Source organism: Xenorhabdus taiwanensis (genome assembly GCF_036512875.1).
GTDB classification, from domain to species: domain Bacteria; phylum Pseudomonadota; class Gammaproteobacteria; order Enterobacterales; family Enterobacteriaceae; genus Xenorhabdus; species Xenorhabdus taiwanensis.
In genome coordinates, this window is record NZ_AP028978.1 from 1,288,671 (window position 1) to 1,306,681 (window position 18,011).

Consider the following 18,011-nt stretch of genomic DNA (forward strand, 5'->3'; position numbering starts at 1 on the left):
TTTTTACCCAATATCAGGATTATTTTATGGGAAAGTCAGTATGGAGAAGTGTTGAATTCGCTTTCACAGGGAATTACTTCGCCGATGATGATGATAATAACATCGTAGCCATTGGATTTGGCGGTAATATCTATGCTTATGGCGGTGATGACCATATTACGTTAGGGGCGTTCGGTGCCACAGTTTATACAGGAACTGGGCACGATGTCGTTGAAGCCGGAGCGGCTTATCTTAAAGTCAATGACACCACCGGAAATCTGACCGTCAAAGGGGGAGCGGGCTACGCAGACATTGATAAAACAGCCAACGGTAGTATCAAATTTACCGGTGTGGCAGGTGGTGTATCGATAACACACACCGGCAATTATGGCGATATCACATACGCGGGCGGGGCGGCTTATAACAGATTGATCCGTAAAGGATTAAAAGGAAGTATCCGTTTCGATGGCGCTGGCGGATACAATGCTCTCTGGCATGAAACCAATCAGGGCAATCTGTCTTTTAATGGTGCCGGTGCTGGCAATGTGGTCGATCGTACTTGGTTTGACAAGTATCAGGATTCTCAGGGCAATGTGACCTTTAAAGGAGTGGGTGCTGCGAACGTCATTAGCTCCAGAGTTGAGACGGGGAATATTGATTTTACGGGAGGTGGAGCATATAACCATATCTCCCGTAAGGGTAAGGCTGGCAATATTACGCTGAACGGTGCGGGGGCTTATAACCGTATTGAGCGTATACGCCAGGCGGATGACCTTTATTCTGAAACCAGAGGTGATATCCAGTTTGAAGGCGCAGGCGGTTATAACAGCCTCTATTCTGATGTTGCGCACGGTAACATCTCTTTCACGGGTGCGGGTGGCTATAACGAGATTACCCGCAAGGGCACCGCCAATGACTTCGGCAGCGAAGGGGTGGAATATGCCAAGGCCGAAGAGGTTGTGCTGACCAATGCTACTATGAGCGGTACGTGGATTGGCAACACCCATCAGGTGACAGGGTTTAAATCGACGCGAGAGCCGAATACTTACCTGTTTGCGTTTGAAGATGGTACTTACACTAAAATCAACAAGGTTCAGCTCCGTAATGATCCTGAAACGGGCAAGCTGAGATACGTTTCGACTGCCTGGTATAAAGAAGGAAAGCATCTTAAAGGACTGGAAAAACAAGATATCTCGACGCAAAGTGGCTTTAATTCAGTTGGTGAAGATGGTGCATACACGTTGTCAAACCTGACCGTTGAGCAGCGGAAACAGGTAACGGTTTATGCGGTTGAGAAAAAACTGACGGAAAACCAATGGGTGAATTATGGCAATGGTGTCCAGATAGACGCAGCAGATATCACCTTATCTGATGCCAAAATGGGGGGATATGCCATTTACAGCGATGGCACCACCGTTGATGTAAAAGCCGTCAAATCCAATCGGATGCCAAACACCTATATTTATGGTAAGCAACTTGGCAAACATACCAAGGTTGTGGTGGTTGAGCTAAGGAACGATCCAAAAACAGGCATGCTGCAATATCTTGCTCGTCCCTTATATAAAGAAGGCTACCATACAGCAAATTTGGCGAATGAAAATATCTCCCCCGCCAATGGTTACCATTATATGGGAACCGGCAGCTACTCGCTGAGTGATCTTCATTACAGTGTTAATGCTGTGCGCACAACGTCCAGCCGTGTGCCTGATATGCATGAATATCGCGATCTTGAGCTATTCAAATCGGCAACTGGCTATGGTGACAGTTCTGGTGATATTCATTATGCCGGTGCGGGGGGTGGCAATATCATTAAATCCAACGTTACCCGTGGCAATGTCAGCTTTAAAGGTGCAGGCATTGCGAATGTGATTGAACATAGCTCTGAGTTTGGTAACACAGAATTCGATGGTGGTGGTGGTGCAAACGTCATCATCAAAAAAGGCAAAGAAGGTAACCTGAATTTCAATGGTGCCGGCATTGCCAACGTATTGCTGCACCAAAGCCAGCACGGTGATATGAAGGTCAATGCGGGTGGGGCAGCAAACGTATTGGTTCGCGTTGGGGATGGCCGCTACCTTGCTCACCTTCTGGCTGTTGGCAATATCTCTATTCATAAAGGCAATGGCAATAGCCGTATCTCAATGGGTGGTGGTTTTAATACCCATACCCAAATCGGTCATGGTAATGCTTTCTGGACTGGCGTTGGTGGTGCTAATGCCCTGACCCAAATGGGGAACGGTGACGTTTCATCAATACTGGTTGGTGGTGCCAATGTTCTGACCAAAGTGGGTGAAGGTGATTTGCAGTCAGCCATGTTTGGCGGAGCCAATATAATTACCCATATTGACAATAATGATGCTTCTTATTCTGGCTCTTCAAATACATCAGCCATTGCGCTGGGTGGTGCCAACATCCTGACTAAAAAGGGTAAGGGTGTTGTACAGGCTCTCATGGGCGGTGGTGGCAATGTCCTTACCCATATTGGTGATGGCAAAACCACCGGTATTATGCTGGGTGGCGCGAATATCCTGACTAAAGTCGGTAATGGTGATACGACAGGCATCATGTTAGGTCTGGGTAACGTTTTGACCCATGTTGGTGATGGGCAAACGTTAGGGGTTATGGGGGCATTAGGTAATATCTTCACCAAAGTGGGTGATGGCACAACCATTGCGGCTATGATTGGTGCCGGCAATATTTTCACCCATGTAGGTGAAGGAAATGCCTGGGCGCTGATGGGGGGTAAGGGCAATATTTTCACCAAAGTTGGCAATGGTGACGCACTGGCACTGATGCTGGCATTGGGTAACGTCTACACGCATATTGGCGATGGCATGAGCGTTGCCCTGATGATTGCCAAAGGCAATATTGCGACCAAAGTCGGCGATGGTGATGCGCTGTCTGCCATGATTGGCAAAGGTAATGTCTTTACCCAGATTGGTGATGGTTCCACTTTCGCGGCCATGATTGGCGGTGCAAACGTGTTGACCAAAGTGGGTGATGATCTGACAGCGGCATTGATGGTGGGTGAAGCTAACATTTATACCCATGTCGGAAATGGTACCAGTCTTGGTTTGTTTGCAGGTAAAGCCAACATCATGACGAAAGTGGGTGATGGCACAACATTGTCAGCTATGTTTGGCGAAGCCAATATTATGACCCATGTCGGTGATGGCTTGACCGGTGTATTGGCATTAGGTAAAGCCAATATCGTGACAAAAATTGGCAATGATTTCATGGGTGTTGTGGCAGCTTCCGAAGCTAACGTGGTGACCCATGTTAATAATGAAGGCAATAGCACCACGGCAGCCTTGTTAGCGGGCAAAGGCAATATTCTGACCAAAGTGGGTGATGGAACCGCGGTTGGCCTGTTGATTTCAAAAGTCGGCAATATCATGACCCATGTTGGTGACGGCACGACGGTCGGGTTTGCGAAAGGTGAAGGCAACATTATCACCAAAGTTGGTGATGGATTGGGCATCAATGCCGCCTGGGGCAAAGCCAATATCATAACCCATGTTGGTGATGGTGATCGTTATAACCTCGCCAAAGGTAACGCGAATATCATTACCAAAGTTGGCGATGGTCAGGAAGTTAGTGTTGTTCAGGGGCAAGCCAATATTTTAACCCATGTTGGCGATGGTGATAACTATACCGGTGCCTGGGGTAAGGCCAACATAATTACCAAAGTCGGTGATGGTCGCAACGTTGTGCTCACCAAGGGCGAAGCCAATATCGTGACTCAGATTGGTGATGGCGATAGTTTCAACGCATTATGGAGCCAGGGCAATGTCGTCACCAAAGTAGGTGATGGCATGCAAGTGACAGCCGCCAAAGGTAAGGGCAATATCACGACCACGGTGGGTCATGGTCTTAGCGTGACTGCGGCTCATGGCGACCTGAATATCAATACCAAAGTCGGTGATGGTGTTTCTGTCAATGTGGCTTGGGGTAAATTCAACGTCAATACTCGTGTGGGGGACGGCCTGAATGTTTCAGTCATGAAAGGCAAGGGCAATGCCAATATCCATGTGGGTGATGGCCTGAACATCAACGCCTCTTATGCTCGTAACAACGTGGCGATTCAGGTGGGTAATGGTGATTTCTATAGCCTTGCGGTAGCGGAAAGCAATACCCAGAGCAATAAACTGGATGCGCTGTTTGACAATATCAAACAGACAGTACTTGGTAGCGCGGGCAGTCAGGGCATCAATTATCTGGTAAATGGTGATGAAGCTAATACATCGGGAACCCATAAAGGACGCGGTGCTATTGAGCTGCCGGAAGTTTCTTCCCTAAATGGTTTCAAACTGACAGAACTTGATGAAATCACTTCTGATTTGGCGAAAGATCTGAAAGGTTCTGTGACAGGCGTTGATACCCCGGATCTGGCCGGAATCGAAAATACACTTGGCAATGAAAAACGCCTGAATCCAAATCAGCCACGCAATCTGATTGTTAATGGCGACTTTGAACAAGGTGAGACAGGGTGGAAATATACCAATGGTATTGAAGCCAGCTATTCAGCCAAGTCATATGGTCTCAGCACTGAAGGGCATGGTGAGCGTGTCAGTGAACTTGATGTCAGCGGTAACACGCATCTTTATCAGGATATTCAGAATTTGACGGCGGGTGAAGAAATCACCGTTAAGTTCGATTTTGCAAGACGTGTTGGCAGCTCTGCGGATAATGGGCTGGAAGTGTGGTGGAATGGCGAGGTTGTTTTTGCGGCTGCTAATGGTAACAGTGAGTGGCAAAACAAGGCGCTGACCTTAACCGCCAAGGCAGGCAGTAACCGACTGGAATTTTCTGGAATCGGCTTAAATGACGGCTTGGGTTATGTTCTGGATAACGTAGTTGCAACCTATGAAACAGCAAACAGTGGTGTTGCTGACTATGTAAAACAGGATAAAGCAGCACAAAATGCCTTGCAGGACAAGGAAAAAGCAGAAGTTGGTCGCCAGCGTTTGGCTCAGGAAAAAGATAAACAACTGGCCGCGATTGCTGGCACTCAGGCACAACTGGAAGCCACTGATCTGGATATTCTGAGCGCTAATGGTCAGACGCAGCGTGATGCGATCAAGGGCGAAGCTCAGGCAGTAACAGATGAGCTTATGGTGAAAGTCAAGGATCTGGAAGCGCTGGAAACCCATGCTGCCTATCAGGGAGAATCAGGCCAACAATGGCGTGATCAGTTTGCTGTTGGCTTGCGGCAGCGTATTCAATCCGAATTGAACAACGCTAGCAAAATTGCGCAAAACCAACTGGATAATTCACAAAAAGCAGCGGCTGGACGCCTGGGTGACATCAAAGATGCTGTTGCCAAATCAGAAGCAGGTGTACTTAAAGCTGATCAAGACCATCAACATGCTGAACTGGATGTTGAAGAAGCGTTTCTCCAAGCCAAAAACAGGGAGAAGGAAGCCCTTGACCGTGAGCTAAGAGCCAGACAGGCAGAACATGATGGCAATGTAGCTGTGCAGCAAGCAAAACAGCGTGGTCAGCATGAAGTCTCCGTGGCAGACAGTAAAACTGCGCAAGTACAAAATGATGCCAAGGGTTCGAAACTGGATGGTAACTATCAGCCGACCCGTACCGGCGCAAAAGGCAGTGGTCTGTCAGGTACTGCTTATGAACCCCACTACTCTGAAGATATTGAAAAATTAGAAAAATCCAAGAGTCACATCCATCCTGAATCGATTATTCAGGCTAATGGTGGGTTCAGTGAAGAATTATACCATCTGGATGAAGATCTGGGTGAACTGAGCGATGCCAAAGAAGCTTTGAATCGCTTGCAAATCAACGCAGGAATACGGGCTAAAAAAGCGTCTGGCGGTTCTATCTTGACATCAATGCAGGGAGAAACATCGGCCAATCCGCTTGTTAGCCAGTCCACTAATACTGTGGTTGAATGGGTAAGAGACACACCGAAAATTTTGGGACTGGATCTCAGTGGGTTGCAAGCACTGGGTGAAGCATTGACTCAGCCAGAATCCACTGATACATCAAAAGTGTCTGCGACGGCAATAAGGGCACAAAAAGTAGCTGATGTTTATCGCTGGCTGGATAGTGACAATGGCGCTGCAACAGATAGCTACATTCCTGTCCCTGGCTTTAACCGTGTTAATGCAGATATTCCGGCTGATCTCAGACAGAAAATGGTGACCTTTGTTGAAGGCTACCTGAATGCTACGGAAAATAGCGTACCGAAAGAGCAGATTACTTCTCTAGCGAAACTATTTGTTGATGCCACAATTGATTACGACTGGGATAAGCGCGTCGAATTCGTCTCAAGACTGGAAAGCTATGGCTATAGCTTCGAACCTGTACATGGCGATAAGAGTATCGTTTCATTTTGGTCTGGCAGAAACTTCAAGCAATACCGTGAAATTCTTGATGCAGTACAGACTGATGGCAAGAAGGTAGTTTACGATATTGATGTAAAAGGTAACGCTTTTGCCATTGATCTGAACAAAACGCTGATGCGTTGGGGTGGCATATTCCTTGATTCTGACATTGCGGAACAGAAAGCCGTGCAATCAGTTATTAACGCTTCGGCATACAGCAATACCGGATTCTGGAGTTCCCTCTATGCAACCGGATCACGTGATGATGTCTATGTCATTGCGGAAGGCGGATTGCGTCTTGGTAATTACTTCTGGAATGTTGAATTACCTGTATTGCGTCAATTGCAGCGCGAAGGGTTAGTAGGGGAAATTCGCCTGCTGGATAAAGCGGCCAAAGAGTATCAAGGTATGTCACCTGAATCCATTGGCCGCAGATTGACAGAAGCGGGTGTTTCTGTAAAGGCACGTTTTGATTCACTCAGTTATGCAGAGCAGGAGAAGCTGCTGGCACTGAATCCTGACAAATATAGGCCGGATACATTGGTTGATCTGGATATCAAAACCAGTGCCATCGATAGCCTGCTGAGCCAGGCTCTGCCATTCTATGGATTGCGTACAGAACGCAATTTGCTGGTACGTGCATCTGATACTAAAGGCTTTGAAGTTCGTCCGTGGCCGGGGAATAACAGTGATAGTTTCAAAACTATTATTATGGCAAACCCGGAAGATTCAGCTCAAATTAAATCTATTGAGCGTTTTATTCTCGCCAACTATAACAATTACGATCAACTGCCTGATGAGTTGCATCTGGTGAAAGATCGCATTGTTTCCCACGATCATGGTCGTACCCGTATTATTGCGGAAAAAATCGACGGTGGTTGGAGCTATAAACCGAAAACCGATTTGATGTCTGTAGGTGAGTTGCGGGAAGCCGCTTACGTTAAAGGTAAGATCTTGGGTGACAGCTATCGGAATGTGTTAGATGCCCTCAGTAACTACCAAAATACTGTGCAAGACAGCAAGGATTATGACTTTGAAGCAGTAGAGAAATTAACCGATCTGCTTCACCAGGTTGAAAGTTATTTGAAGGGGCATCCAGATTCAAAACGAGTTCCTGCGCTGCAAAATTTGTTGTCACAAGTGAGTGTCCGTCTGGAAGAATCGTTGGTACTGACGGAATTTACGGTGAGAAGTGGTGAAAAAGTTGCCATTAATAATGATGATACGCCACCGCGTGACAGAGAACCGTTCAATCCAGTGACTCGTTTCCTGAACGATGAGCTTTATGGCTCCAGAGCAGATCGCCGTAACATCGATAATCACACCCAAATAATATTGGATGCGGCTGTCGCCGAAGGTGCAGCGGATAAGATCACACTACAGGGTAAAGCCGGACGTCTAACGGGTTATTACCATAGTGGAGCTCAAAAAGATCAGGGTGAACACAGTCCAGCGAAAAAAGTTGTACTTTTCATTCACGGTTCCGGCTCATCTGCGGAAGAGCAAGCCAGCATTATCCAAAATCATTACCAAAAACAGGGTGTGGATATGCTGGCGGTGAACATGCGGGGTTACGGCTCCAGTGATGGTCATCCAAGCGAAAAAGGACTTTATCAGGATGCCCGTACCATGTTCAGCTATTTGGTTAATGACCGTGGCATCAAGCCAGAGAACATTATTATCCATGGTTATTCCATGGGTGGGGCCGTAGCGGCGGATCTTGCCCGTTATGCTGAGCGCAACGGACAGCCAGTTTCGGGCTTGTTGCTTGACAGGCCAATGCCAAGCATGACCAAAGCGATTACCGCCCATGAAGTACCAAACCCTGCGGGGATCACGGCGGGATTGGCTAAATTTGTTAATGGTCAGTTCTCGTTGGAGAAAAATCTGCAAGGCATCTCGAAACAGACGCCAATCATGCTATTGACCGATAATGAAGGACTGGGCAAAGAAGGGGAAAAACTGCGTGCCAGGTTGGTTGTGGCGGGTTATCAGGTATCGGGTGAACAGACCTTCTATGGCCATGAAGACAGTGGGTTGATAAGCCAATACGCCGATCTGATTGTCTCAACACTTTCCGAACCTAAGCGTGAAAATGGTAGCGTGAAGGCAGGCTTGTTGGAAAAAATGGTTTACACCCTGTTTGATGTGAAATCAGGTGGAAAAGAGTTGGATAAATACTCATTCCATTTCACGCAGGGAGAGTCTCTGCTAAATAATCTAGAGAAACTGGTACCGGAAATTGGCAATGTACTCCTGACTAATGGGAATCACGTTGAGTCAAAAGAATTTCTGGAAGGTATCTGCTTTGCCTTGTCTGGCCGTTACCTGATAGAAGAACGAGTACATGGAGTAAGTGGTGGTAAAGCGTATTTATCGTGGCTGACGGATGCGGTCAAAGCCTACAATGACAATAGTGTAAATAAAAAGAGTGATATCAATTCGATTGAAGCCTCTTTGCTTAATCAGTATCGCCGACAAAATATTGGTCCGGCAATTCAAGATCTGCTGTCAATGCAGTATAGCCAAACGCAAAATATGTCTGGTTTGGTAAACCGCAGGAAAGCCAATCAAGCTTATGGCGGCAAACTAAAAGCCAACGGACTGACGGGAGATAGAATCGACCGTTCGTTGAGTAATGATGTTGCTGGCTATGAGTCTGTCATGGAGCAACTACGTCATGTGGATAAGACGACATATATGTCCTTTATGTCTGAAGATCACGCAATGGCCGTTGTTGTGCATAAAGGGGAAAATCAAACCGTTTGGTCGTTCTACGATCCTAACTTTGGTATCAAGTCGTTTGATAATTATAGCGATTTTGAACGCTTTATGAACTCTTTCCATAAAGGAATACTAACGGGATATCAATCCAAGTTGGGTTATGAATATGCAGCCAGCAGAGAAGAAAACCAAAGTTTCTATGTTAACTACAATACGTTTGAAGATGGCACCATTACCCATTATGACGGCGTTTGGAAACAGGCGCGTGCAGGTGAACAACAGTACGTATTGCGTGCACTGAAAGAGCAGGGGAAAGCCTTTAAGCTGGGTTCAAATGTCACGGGACGAGTGGTGGATTACGGTAACGATGCCGTGATGTTAGAAGTGACAACGAAGAAAGGTGAGAAAGTTCTGGTTGAAGTTGAAAGTAACAATTTCAGGCAGGCGGCTAACCTTGTGCAGTCGAATATCGATAAAGTCGTTGCTAATTCGGAAAATGGTAAATTCACACTCAAAGCATCGGTGGAGAATATTACCAAACAACCAAATGCAGGACAGAGTGCGACTGATTCGTTTGATGGGAAACCTCAGTCTGATGAATCAAAAGTGCTCAAAGGTATTAAGAGCGACCTGAAACGTTACGGCGAAGCACTGAAACCACAGCCATCCAGCCCGGGTAAGAAACCGAAAGATATTCGTACAACGGAGGATTTTTTAGCCGGCTATAAGCAGGGTCATGCGGAGCAGGTGGTGGATGGCTTCCGTCCAAACATGAATATCAAGCAATTGGTAGATTTGCTGGTTAAAGGTAACTGGAGTCCAGAACAAAAAGGGGCTTTGGCCTGGGAAATTGAAAGCCGCGCCTTAAAAGTCACTTTCCAGCCAAGAGCTGAGAAATACAATCGCTTGTTCCGGGATGTCGCTTCAACGGGCATGACTGACACTAAGGCAAGCGAACAACTGGCACCACAGTTGTTATTGTTGAATCTGTCAAATGATGGTTTTGGCGGACGTTGTGACCCATTGTCGAAACTGGTTCTGGTTGCGAAACAACTTGAAAATGATGGTCAGGATGGTGTTGCCCGTCAATTGCTGGAAAAAATGTATTCTGCGGCAGCCGTGCTTAACAATCCAGATCTGTATTCTGCAACTGAGCGCGCCAATGCGGATAAGCTGCTGGGCTCTTTAGCCGCGCTCCATGCCAAGAACCCGATGGTAGACACATTTATCAAAGTGTGGAAAGAGAAACTGGAAGGCACGAAGGCACTGACAGTCGATGGCGTTATCCAGAAAATTACCGCTGGCAATACAGAAGGTAAACCCGTGTTGCTTGAACTGGATGGTCCAAACCATGCAATGGCGGCGTGGGCCAAAGGGAATAGTGAGGATCGTGTTTATGGTTTCTATGATCCAAACGTGGGGATTGTTGAATTTTCGTCAGCGGAGAAGTTTGGTGCTTACGTGACCCGTTTCTTCGGTGAATCTGATCTGAATATGGCACAAAGTTACAGGTTGCCGAAGAATGCAGCAGGAGAAAGCGTTTTCGAGCGTGTAACAGTCATTGATGGTGAGGCTTTGGCTACTTATCGCCCAAGAGCGGCTGATAAAATCACCATGCGAGACATGTTAGAACTGCCGGTATTCGATGATACCCCAATCAAGAAACCGACAAGGATTGATATGGCTGATGGTGTGAAAAAACCATTAAGTGATAACTCACCGGAAAGCCATATTCACGTGAATAACCAGGATGTCAACTCTTGGCAAGATATTGCGGTCAAACCACAGCCTGAAAGTAGTGATAGCCGTTTTGCTGGTCAGATTATTATCCAGACAGAAAATGATCCTGTGGTTGCGGAAGCCGCTGCGAACCTGGCGGGTAAGCACCCAGATTCCAGCCTGATCGTTCAGCTTGATGCCAACGGTCAATATCGCGTGGTGTATGGTGATCCGGCTGTTTTGTCCGATAAATTACAATCCGGCAAATTACGCTGGCAGATTGTTGGGCATGGACGTGAAGAGGCAGCACAAAATTATACGGGCATGAGCGGTTACAGTGCGGATGAACTGGCCCTGAAACTGAAACAGTTCAGTACGGATTTTAAACAGGCTGGCACACCAGACCATATCAGTCTGGTGGGTTGTTCGCTGATAGGCGATGATAACCGCAATGGTTTCGCTCACCGCTTTATTTCGGCACTGGATAAGCAGGGTATCTGCACCACCGTATCGGCGCGCAGCAGTGAAGTTGCGGTAGACAGTATTGGCCGCAAATACACCAAAGATGCGCAGGAACAATGGGTGCACAAACTCACGGATAATAAGCTCGTGTTGGGGTGGAATGATAAAGGTGAATTGGAAAGTCACTCTGAACGTGTTCGCCGTGGTATCGCTGAAAATGACATCAACTTATCCCGCGTGGGTCAGACTGAGGTTACTGCAAAAGCGCAAGGCGCTATTGCGGACAATGCAGAGACATTCCATGCGCCAAAACAACGTGATACGGCAGATAACCATTCAGCGGTAGTATCATCAAATAACCAACTGAGTTACTCCGGCAATATTCAGGTACAGGCTGGTGATGGTGAGTTTACGGCCATTAACTGGGGAACGACCAATGTAGGTATCAAAGTCGGTACAGGCGGCTTTAAGTCCATGGCCTTTGGTGATAACAATGTGATGGTTCACATTGGTGAGGGTAACAGCAAACACAGTGTTGATATTGCTGGTTATCAGGCTCTGGAAGGGGCACAACTGTTTGTCGGTACCCGCAACATTAGTTTCAATATGGGACGCAGTAACGATCTGATCGTCATGCTGGAAAAATCCATTCCAACACCGCCGTTGGTTAACCCATTTGATGGTGCAGCACGTATTTCGGGTGTACTGCAAAACATTGCAGGATCGTTTAATTCACCGAACGGGCTGGCGACACAAAACCAGCAATGGACATTGGAAAGTGCGAAGAAATATGTCAGTGATCTGTCCGGTCTCGATTTGACCAGTCGTGTGGATTATAAGACCTTGACTGATCTCGACTCGCAAAATGAACGTAGCAGCCGTGGCCTGAAAAATGATCTCGAAAGCACACTGAACAAGAAATACAATCAATGGCTGAGTGGAAATGGCAATACGCCTGCAATGGGCAAAATCAGTCGGGCGGATAAATTCCGTCAAGCGAATGAAAAACTGGCTTTCAACTTTGCCGTGGGTGGACAAGGTGCTGATATTCAGGTAACGGCGGGTAACTGGAACTTTATGTTCGGTGACAATATCCAGTCGATTCTGGATACCAACATGGGATCGCTGTTTGGTTTGATGACACAGGGATATACCCCAACGGGCATGGCAAAAACCACGTTTACCTTTAGTCCAACGGACTTACCACGTCAGCTCAAAAACAAATTGTTGGGGGATCTGGCAGGCGTCAACCCGGATACTACGTTGGCGGATATCTTTGGCGTGGACTATACCTTGAAAGGAGATATTGTCTCCCGTTCAGGCCAGCCTGTTGATGGTGTTGCTATTCTGCGTGAAATGCTGGAAATCATTGGTGAATTCAGTAGTGATCAACTGCAAATTTTCACCGATCAAGAAAAACTACTCGACAGTCTGAAAGCTGGCTTGAATATGGGCGTTGATGGTGTGAGATCTTTTGCTGAAAGCCATGGCCTGAAAGCAAAAGCACCTGATGAAAGTCAGGAAGGACATGTATACATCAGTAAAGGGGATGAATCAATGCCGGAGACGGCAGAGGCACAGAAAGATCGCGCCTTTGGGTTGACTTCCCTGAATCTGCCAAATCTGTTTGCAACGCTGTTCAATCAGGACAAACAGGCTGAGATGAAATCGCTGGTCACTAATTTGAAACAGAACCTGACAGCCGACTTGCTGAATATGCAGGATACTACCTTCGACTTCCTGAAAAAGAGCGGCCATCTGCAAGGCGATGGTGATATCAACATCTCCCCCGGTAACTACAACTTTAATTGGGGCGGTGACGGTAAAGATCTCGGTGCTTATCTGGGAGAAAACAATAACTTCTGGGGGGGCCGTGGTGATGATGTCTTCTATTCCGTAGGTACCTCGAATATCTTTGCAGGCGGTGAAGGCAATGATACGGGCGTGATGATGGGGCGCGAAAACATGATGTTTGGCGGTGCAGGCAACGATGTTGCGGTACTGGCTGGACGGATTAACTACGCCTATATGGGAAGTGGTGATGATCAGGTCTTTGCCTTTGGTGAAGGTGGTGTGATTGATGGCGGTAAAGGACGCGACTATATCTTGGCCTCCGGCAACTTTAACCGCATTGATGCGGGAGAAGATCAGGATTACGTTGTCACCATTGGCAATAACAACCAAGTGGATTTGGGCGCAGGTAACGACTTTGCCACGGTATTCGGTAACTATAACCGGATCGAGGGTAATGCGGGCAGCAATGCTATCAAGCTGATGGGTTATCACGCTGTAATCAATGGTGGTACAGGTAATGATCACTTGATTGCCGATGTGGTATCTAAGTTCAGCCAGCTTAACGGCGGTGATGGTGATGATCTGCTGATACTGGGTGGATACCAAAACCGCTTCAAGGGGGGGGCTGGCGTGAATAGCTTTGTGGTCAGCGGTGATGTGATTGATAACGTGGTTGAAGATATTAAGCAAGGCGATAAGATTATTTTCAACGATATCAATTGGCAAAACCTGTGGTTCCAACGCAGCGGTTACGATTTGGTACTGTTGACCCAGCGTAATGTTAAAGATACCTCTGCACAGGGGCAATTTGAGGCAATGGGTTCTGTAACGTTCAACGACTATTTCAATGGTAACCGTGCGGATATTATCACCCAAATGGGAGATAAAAATGCACAGGGCGAGCATGAATATACGGCACTCTCTGCCAATGCGGTAGATTCTCTGGTGCAAGCCATGAGTGGATTCGCGCCTAATATGGGAGACAGCGGTTTTATTGATTCGCTTGATAGTAAATCGAAATCAACCATTGTGACGGCCTGGTCTGATACCATTAATGGAAAATCCAAACTAGTCTGATCGTTTTATTAACTCGATTTGATTAACAAAATGGCCCATGAATATGGGCCATTTTTCAATTTCGGGATCTTCCTTTTTTGCGGTTGTAGCTTGAAGGAAAATCCATGTTGGGTGGAACGGTTAAAATTATGTGCTTAGTTCTAGCTCTTTTTCGGTATTGCTGATAGTTGATGTGACCTGAACATCTAATTTCAGCATATTTTTAATAACCCGATTCGCTACATTTGCGACCACGAAGAGGGAATTGGGTACCCATAACCGTTTATGCGCAGGCGTTCCGACAAACCAAATACTTTCTTTTTCCTTAAAGTTAGGGTGGATGGCGGCCATTTCTGGCGAGATCGATATGGCGCGTTCTGAACGCTGGCCGTGAGTATCAATATCAAGTATGCCATCCTCGTCAAGGATAAAGTCAGGTTGGTGATAACCAACAGCAGCGACAATAGCATCAAATGGTTGATAGTCCTTACCTAAGTTGACTAACCAGGTATTTGTCTCTCCTTCTTCTATAACAACATCTAGAATTTCTCCTTTCTGAACGAGCAGAGAACCACTATCCATATAGTGCAGGAGTTTCTGTGCATTGGGCAAAGCAATGGCGGTGATATAGCGATGAAGCATTTTTTCGAAGTTGGAATGCAATGAACCACCGAAATAGGTGTTATCATTTAAATGCACTTCGTTAACGACATACACGAAATTGACTATCATATCTTGCCATTGACTTTTTCCTTGCTCGGCAATAGCGATTTCTTCACGCAGACGCTCCCGATAACTATTGGCATTAGAGAATTGTTCTCGCCAGGGTATTTGGGTGTATTTGCTCAGTGTGCGATGGAAATATTTTAGATACGCATGTTTCAATGAATCAGGAAAAATACTTGTCACTTGATTCCCCTGACGGGTCATTATCGACATTATGTTTTCATGCTCAAAGAAGATTCCAGGGCTTCGTATAAACCGTGAACGGACTGCGGGAATATCTCCTGATGGTGAAGTCATGGTGACGCTATGGCCTTCACGACAGAGAAGAATAGCCGCATCGATTGCTGAAAGTTTACTGCCGATAACCAATACCCGCGATTGCGGAGGTATTTGGGCTAACATATCTTTCTCTGGATAGGGACTGAACATAAACGTTGGGCGAGTCAAGTGGGGTTTCAACACATCAGGAAGCCGAGAAGCACCTAAGCCTGTACAGAAAATGACATCAGTCACTTCCAGTGATTGAGGTGTCAGGCTATCACCGTGCCAGAGTGTATAGCAACGATGAGGATTGACCTTCAACCCCCTAAATAAATGGGGTATATGGAAAACATCGATTTCTGTTTTGAGAGCAATAGTGTTAAATTCCAGAAATCTTTGATTCAGATAGTTTCCTACCCACTGCCGCGGCACGAAAGATTCCGGTGTAACGCTATGGCCGTGTTTATGCAAATAATCCAGAAAATCCAGAGGATTATCTGCTACAACTGACATGGTATCGATCGAGGTATTACATAGTACATCGCCATCCAAATTGAAAAAGGCCATTCCTGGGCCTACCGGCCCAGGTTCTATAATATAAATAACTTGTGCCGCACGATGTTGTACTGCTGTGATGAATGTCGCCACCCCAGCAGCCCCGCCTCCGACAATGGCAAGACTTCTTTTGTGCAAGGACATTACTATTTCCTCAATATATTGTGAAAATAAGGAAGTTTTACCTGGCTGACTTAATGCGCAGGAACTCATTCGGCAATGGCTTCAACAATCGAAATGTGACAGCCTGTATCAATAACACGATTGAGTTTCAAACCTGCGTTAGCCAACAATTGTCGTAGTTCATCCTCTGTGCGTTCACGTCCTTCCTCGTAGACCCCCATACAGAGAAGATCCATTTCTTTACCTGCATGTGAAACATTGCCATTAGGGATCACTGGGTCCATCACCAATATTCGTCCATCAGGGGACATCGCTTGTCGGCAGTTACGTAGAATTTGTATACATTGTTCATCAGACCAGTCGTGCATAATGTACTTGAGCAGATATATATCGCCCTGAGGACATGACTCGAAAAAGTCACCAGAAGCAATCTCCCACCGCGTATCATCACCTAGCTCACCAAGTTCATGTCTGGCCAGTACGTGTGGTTGGTCGAAAAGAACTCCTCGCAGGGTTGTATTAGCCTGTAATACTTCTAATAGCAGGCCACCAAACCCGCCAGCTATATCGACAACTGTTGCGTTTTTCGGGAAATCATAACTGTGCACGAGAAACAAATTTTCCACTTTAGACATTGAGGACATACCGACGTGAAAATCATCAGATTGCGTGTCCGTCTGCGCCCAATAATCAAAGAAAGGAAGTCCGTAGAGGTGCTTGAAAGCAGGGTTACCGCGGACGCTTTCTACAATCTCGCCAAGAGGTTGCCAAAATGTCCGGTCAGTCAACATCAAGACTGCGGCTCGGAGGGAATGATGTGTATCTTTGCGCAGAAACTCTGCGGCTGGAGTGAGTGAAAATCCTTTATCTTCAGTTTCATGAAAGATATTCCGTGTGGCAAGCAGCCGCAGAACTCGGTGTAACTGTTGCTCTTGGGCTCCGACAGTTTTGGCAAGTTCATTCACTGTTTTTGGCCCATTGCTCAAATGATCGGCTACACCAAGAACCGCGGCAGCACGAAGCGCCGCTTGATAAGAATACCCCATTGTTTGATTAAGTAAATGTAAAGCTGCTGATGTGTAGTTAGAATTTGCTGTGTTATTATTAAGTATGTTCATATCGTTCTCATTTATAATTTAATAGTAAAATTAAAAAAATATAAAACTACTTTATTATTGCAGTTACATTATTAATCAGGAAATTGTTCACTTTGCAACCACAAAAAATCTTATATGAAAGAATATTGTTATCATTATTATTATTAATTGAAGATTAATTAGTGATGTTATTTTTACGATAAGATTACACTGTTAAATTAAGTGGTTTCTTGTGTTCACATAATAAGTGCAACTTCAATTGGTGGGGGCGTTTATATTATTCGGGTAGCCTCTCCTGTTTCAAATAATATCTCTGTAAAAATGCAAGGTGAATATAATAATACAGTGTTTGAAGGTGGGTGGTTAATTTATGGGGTAAATTCAAATCCCCCTAATAAAATCACGGGGGATTATTTTGTTAGAATTGACAAACGAGGGCGGCATCAAGACAGTTTCTTTGATAATCATCCCAAAAACCTGGTGGATAACTTTCAATATCGCTCTCCAGCAGCATGGGTTTATGCCACTCAAATTTTAATCCCGCCTTAGTGCTTGCATTTTTATATTGTTCACGGCTCCAACGATGCATCGTAAAAGGCGTGGGTGGAGTAGTAAGGAATTCAGCCTTCACAAGGGTCGTGTCTTTCACTGGTTCTTCACTTAGCACCTTTATGCAATAATTCTCATAGTTCCCTTTTTCTAAACGGTAATCAGGTTCAAATGTATAAGCGATAAGTTTACCGGAAGGTTTAAGGTGATCTGCAACTACACGGAACATACTTTCAAGTTGTTCAAGTGATTCCGCATGGCAGAATAACCAGGCGGCAACTATTAGGTCAAATTTACCAAATGACTCCATCTTGCTGACATCTCGGATATGAAATTCTATGTCATCACCGTATTGTTGCGATTTTTTTTTGGCAATTTCTATCATTTTATCTGATATATCAACACCAATAACTTTTGCAGCACCGCGGTTTCTGAATTCCCGACTAAATAGACCATATCCACATGCTAAATCTAACACTGATTTTCCTTCTATATCTCCTGCCAGATTGAAAATAGTTCGGATTTCTACTTTGACTTGGGCAGCGGAATCTGAAAAATCTTCGTAAAGATGTGCAATGGGATTATATAAGATGTTATCTTTCATAATTCTTTGTCCTTA

At 45.7% G+C, this 18,011-nt stretch carries 4 protein-coding genes; 1 reads left to right on the plus strand and 3 read right to left on the minus strand.

The features are described 5' to 3' along the window. The first annotated feature begins 26 nt into the window (after positions 1-26). Entirely contained in the window at positions 27-14,102 is a 14,076-nt protein-coding gene (rtxA, locus tag ACE1SE_RS05860) for an MARTX multifunctional-autoprocessing repeats-in-toxin holotoxin RtxA (RefSeq protein WP_374053037.1), read from the plus strand. Positions 14,103-14,228: 126 nt separating this feature from the next. Here rtxA and ACE1SE_RS05865 read toward each other — a convergent pair whose 3' ends face one another. From ACE1SE_RS05865 to ACE1SE_RS05875, 3 genes are all read right to left on the minus strand, one after another. Further along, positions 14,229-15,767, minus strand: coding sequence for an FAD/NAD(P)-binding protein (locus tag ACE1SE_RS05865; protein WP_374053038.1), 1,539 nt, complete (start codon positions 15,765-15,767; stop codon positions 14,229-14,231). Between the two features lie 65 nt (positions 15,768-15,832). Next, positions 15,833-16,864 carry a methyltransferase gene (locus ACE1SE_RS05870; protein WP_374053039.1) on the minus strand — a complete coding sequence of 344 codons (1,032 nt, stop codon included), beginning with the start codon at positions 16,862-16,864 and terminating at the stop codon, positions 15,833-15,835. A 397-nt stretch (positions 16,865-17,261) separates the two neighbouring features. Further along, entirely contained in the window at positions 17,262-17,996 is a 735-nt protein-coding gene (locus ACE1SE_RS05875) for a class I SAM-dependent DNA methyltransferase (protein ID WP_374053040.1), read from the minus strand. Positions 17,997-18,011: the final 15 nt, after the last annotated feature.

Coding starts and splice junctions, on each gene's coding strand:
- ACE1SE_RS05875 (WP_374053040.1), bottom strand. CDS start 17,996: ATGAAAGATAACATCTTATATAATCCCATTGCACATCTTTACGAAGAT.
- ACE1SE_RS05870 (WP_374053039.1), bottom strand. CDS start 16,864: ATGAACATACTTAATAATAACACAGCAAATTCTAACTACACATCAGCA.
- ACE1SE_RS05865 (WP_374053038.1), bottom strand. CDS start 15,767: ATGTCCTTGCACAAAAGAAGTCTTGCCATTGTCGGAGGCGGGGCTGCT.
- rtxA (WP_374053037.1), top strand. CDS start 27: ATGGGAAAGTCAGTATGGAGAAGTGTTGAATTCGCTTTCACAGGGAAT.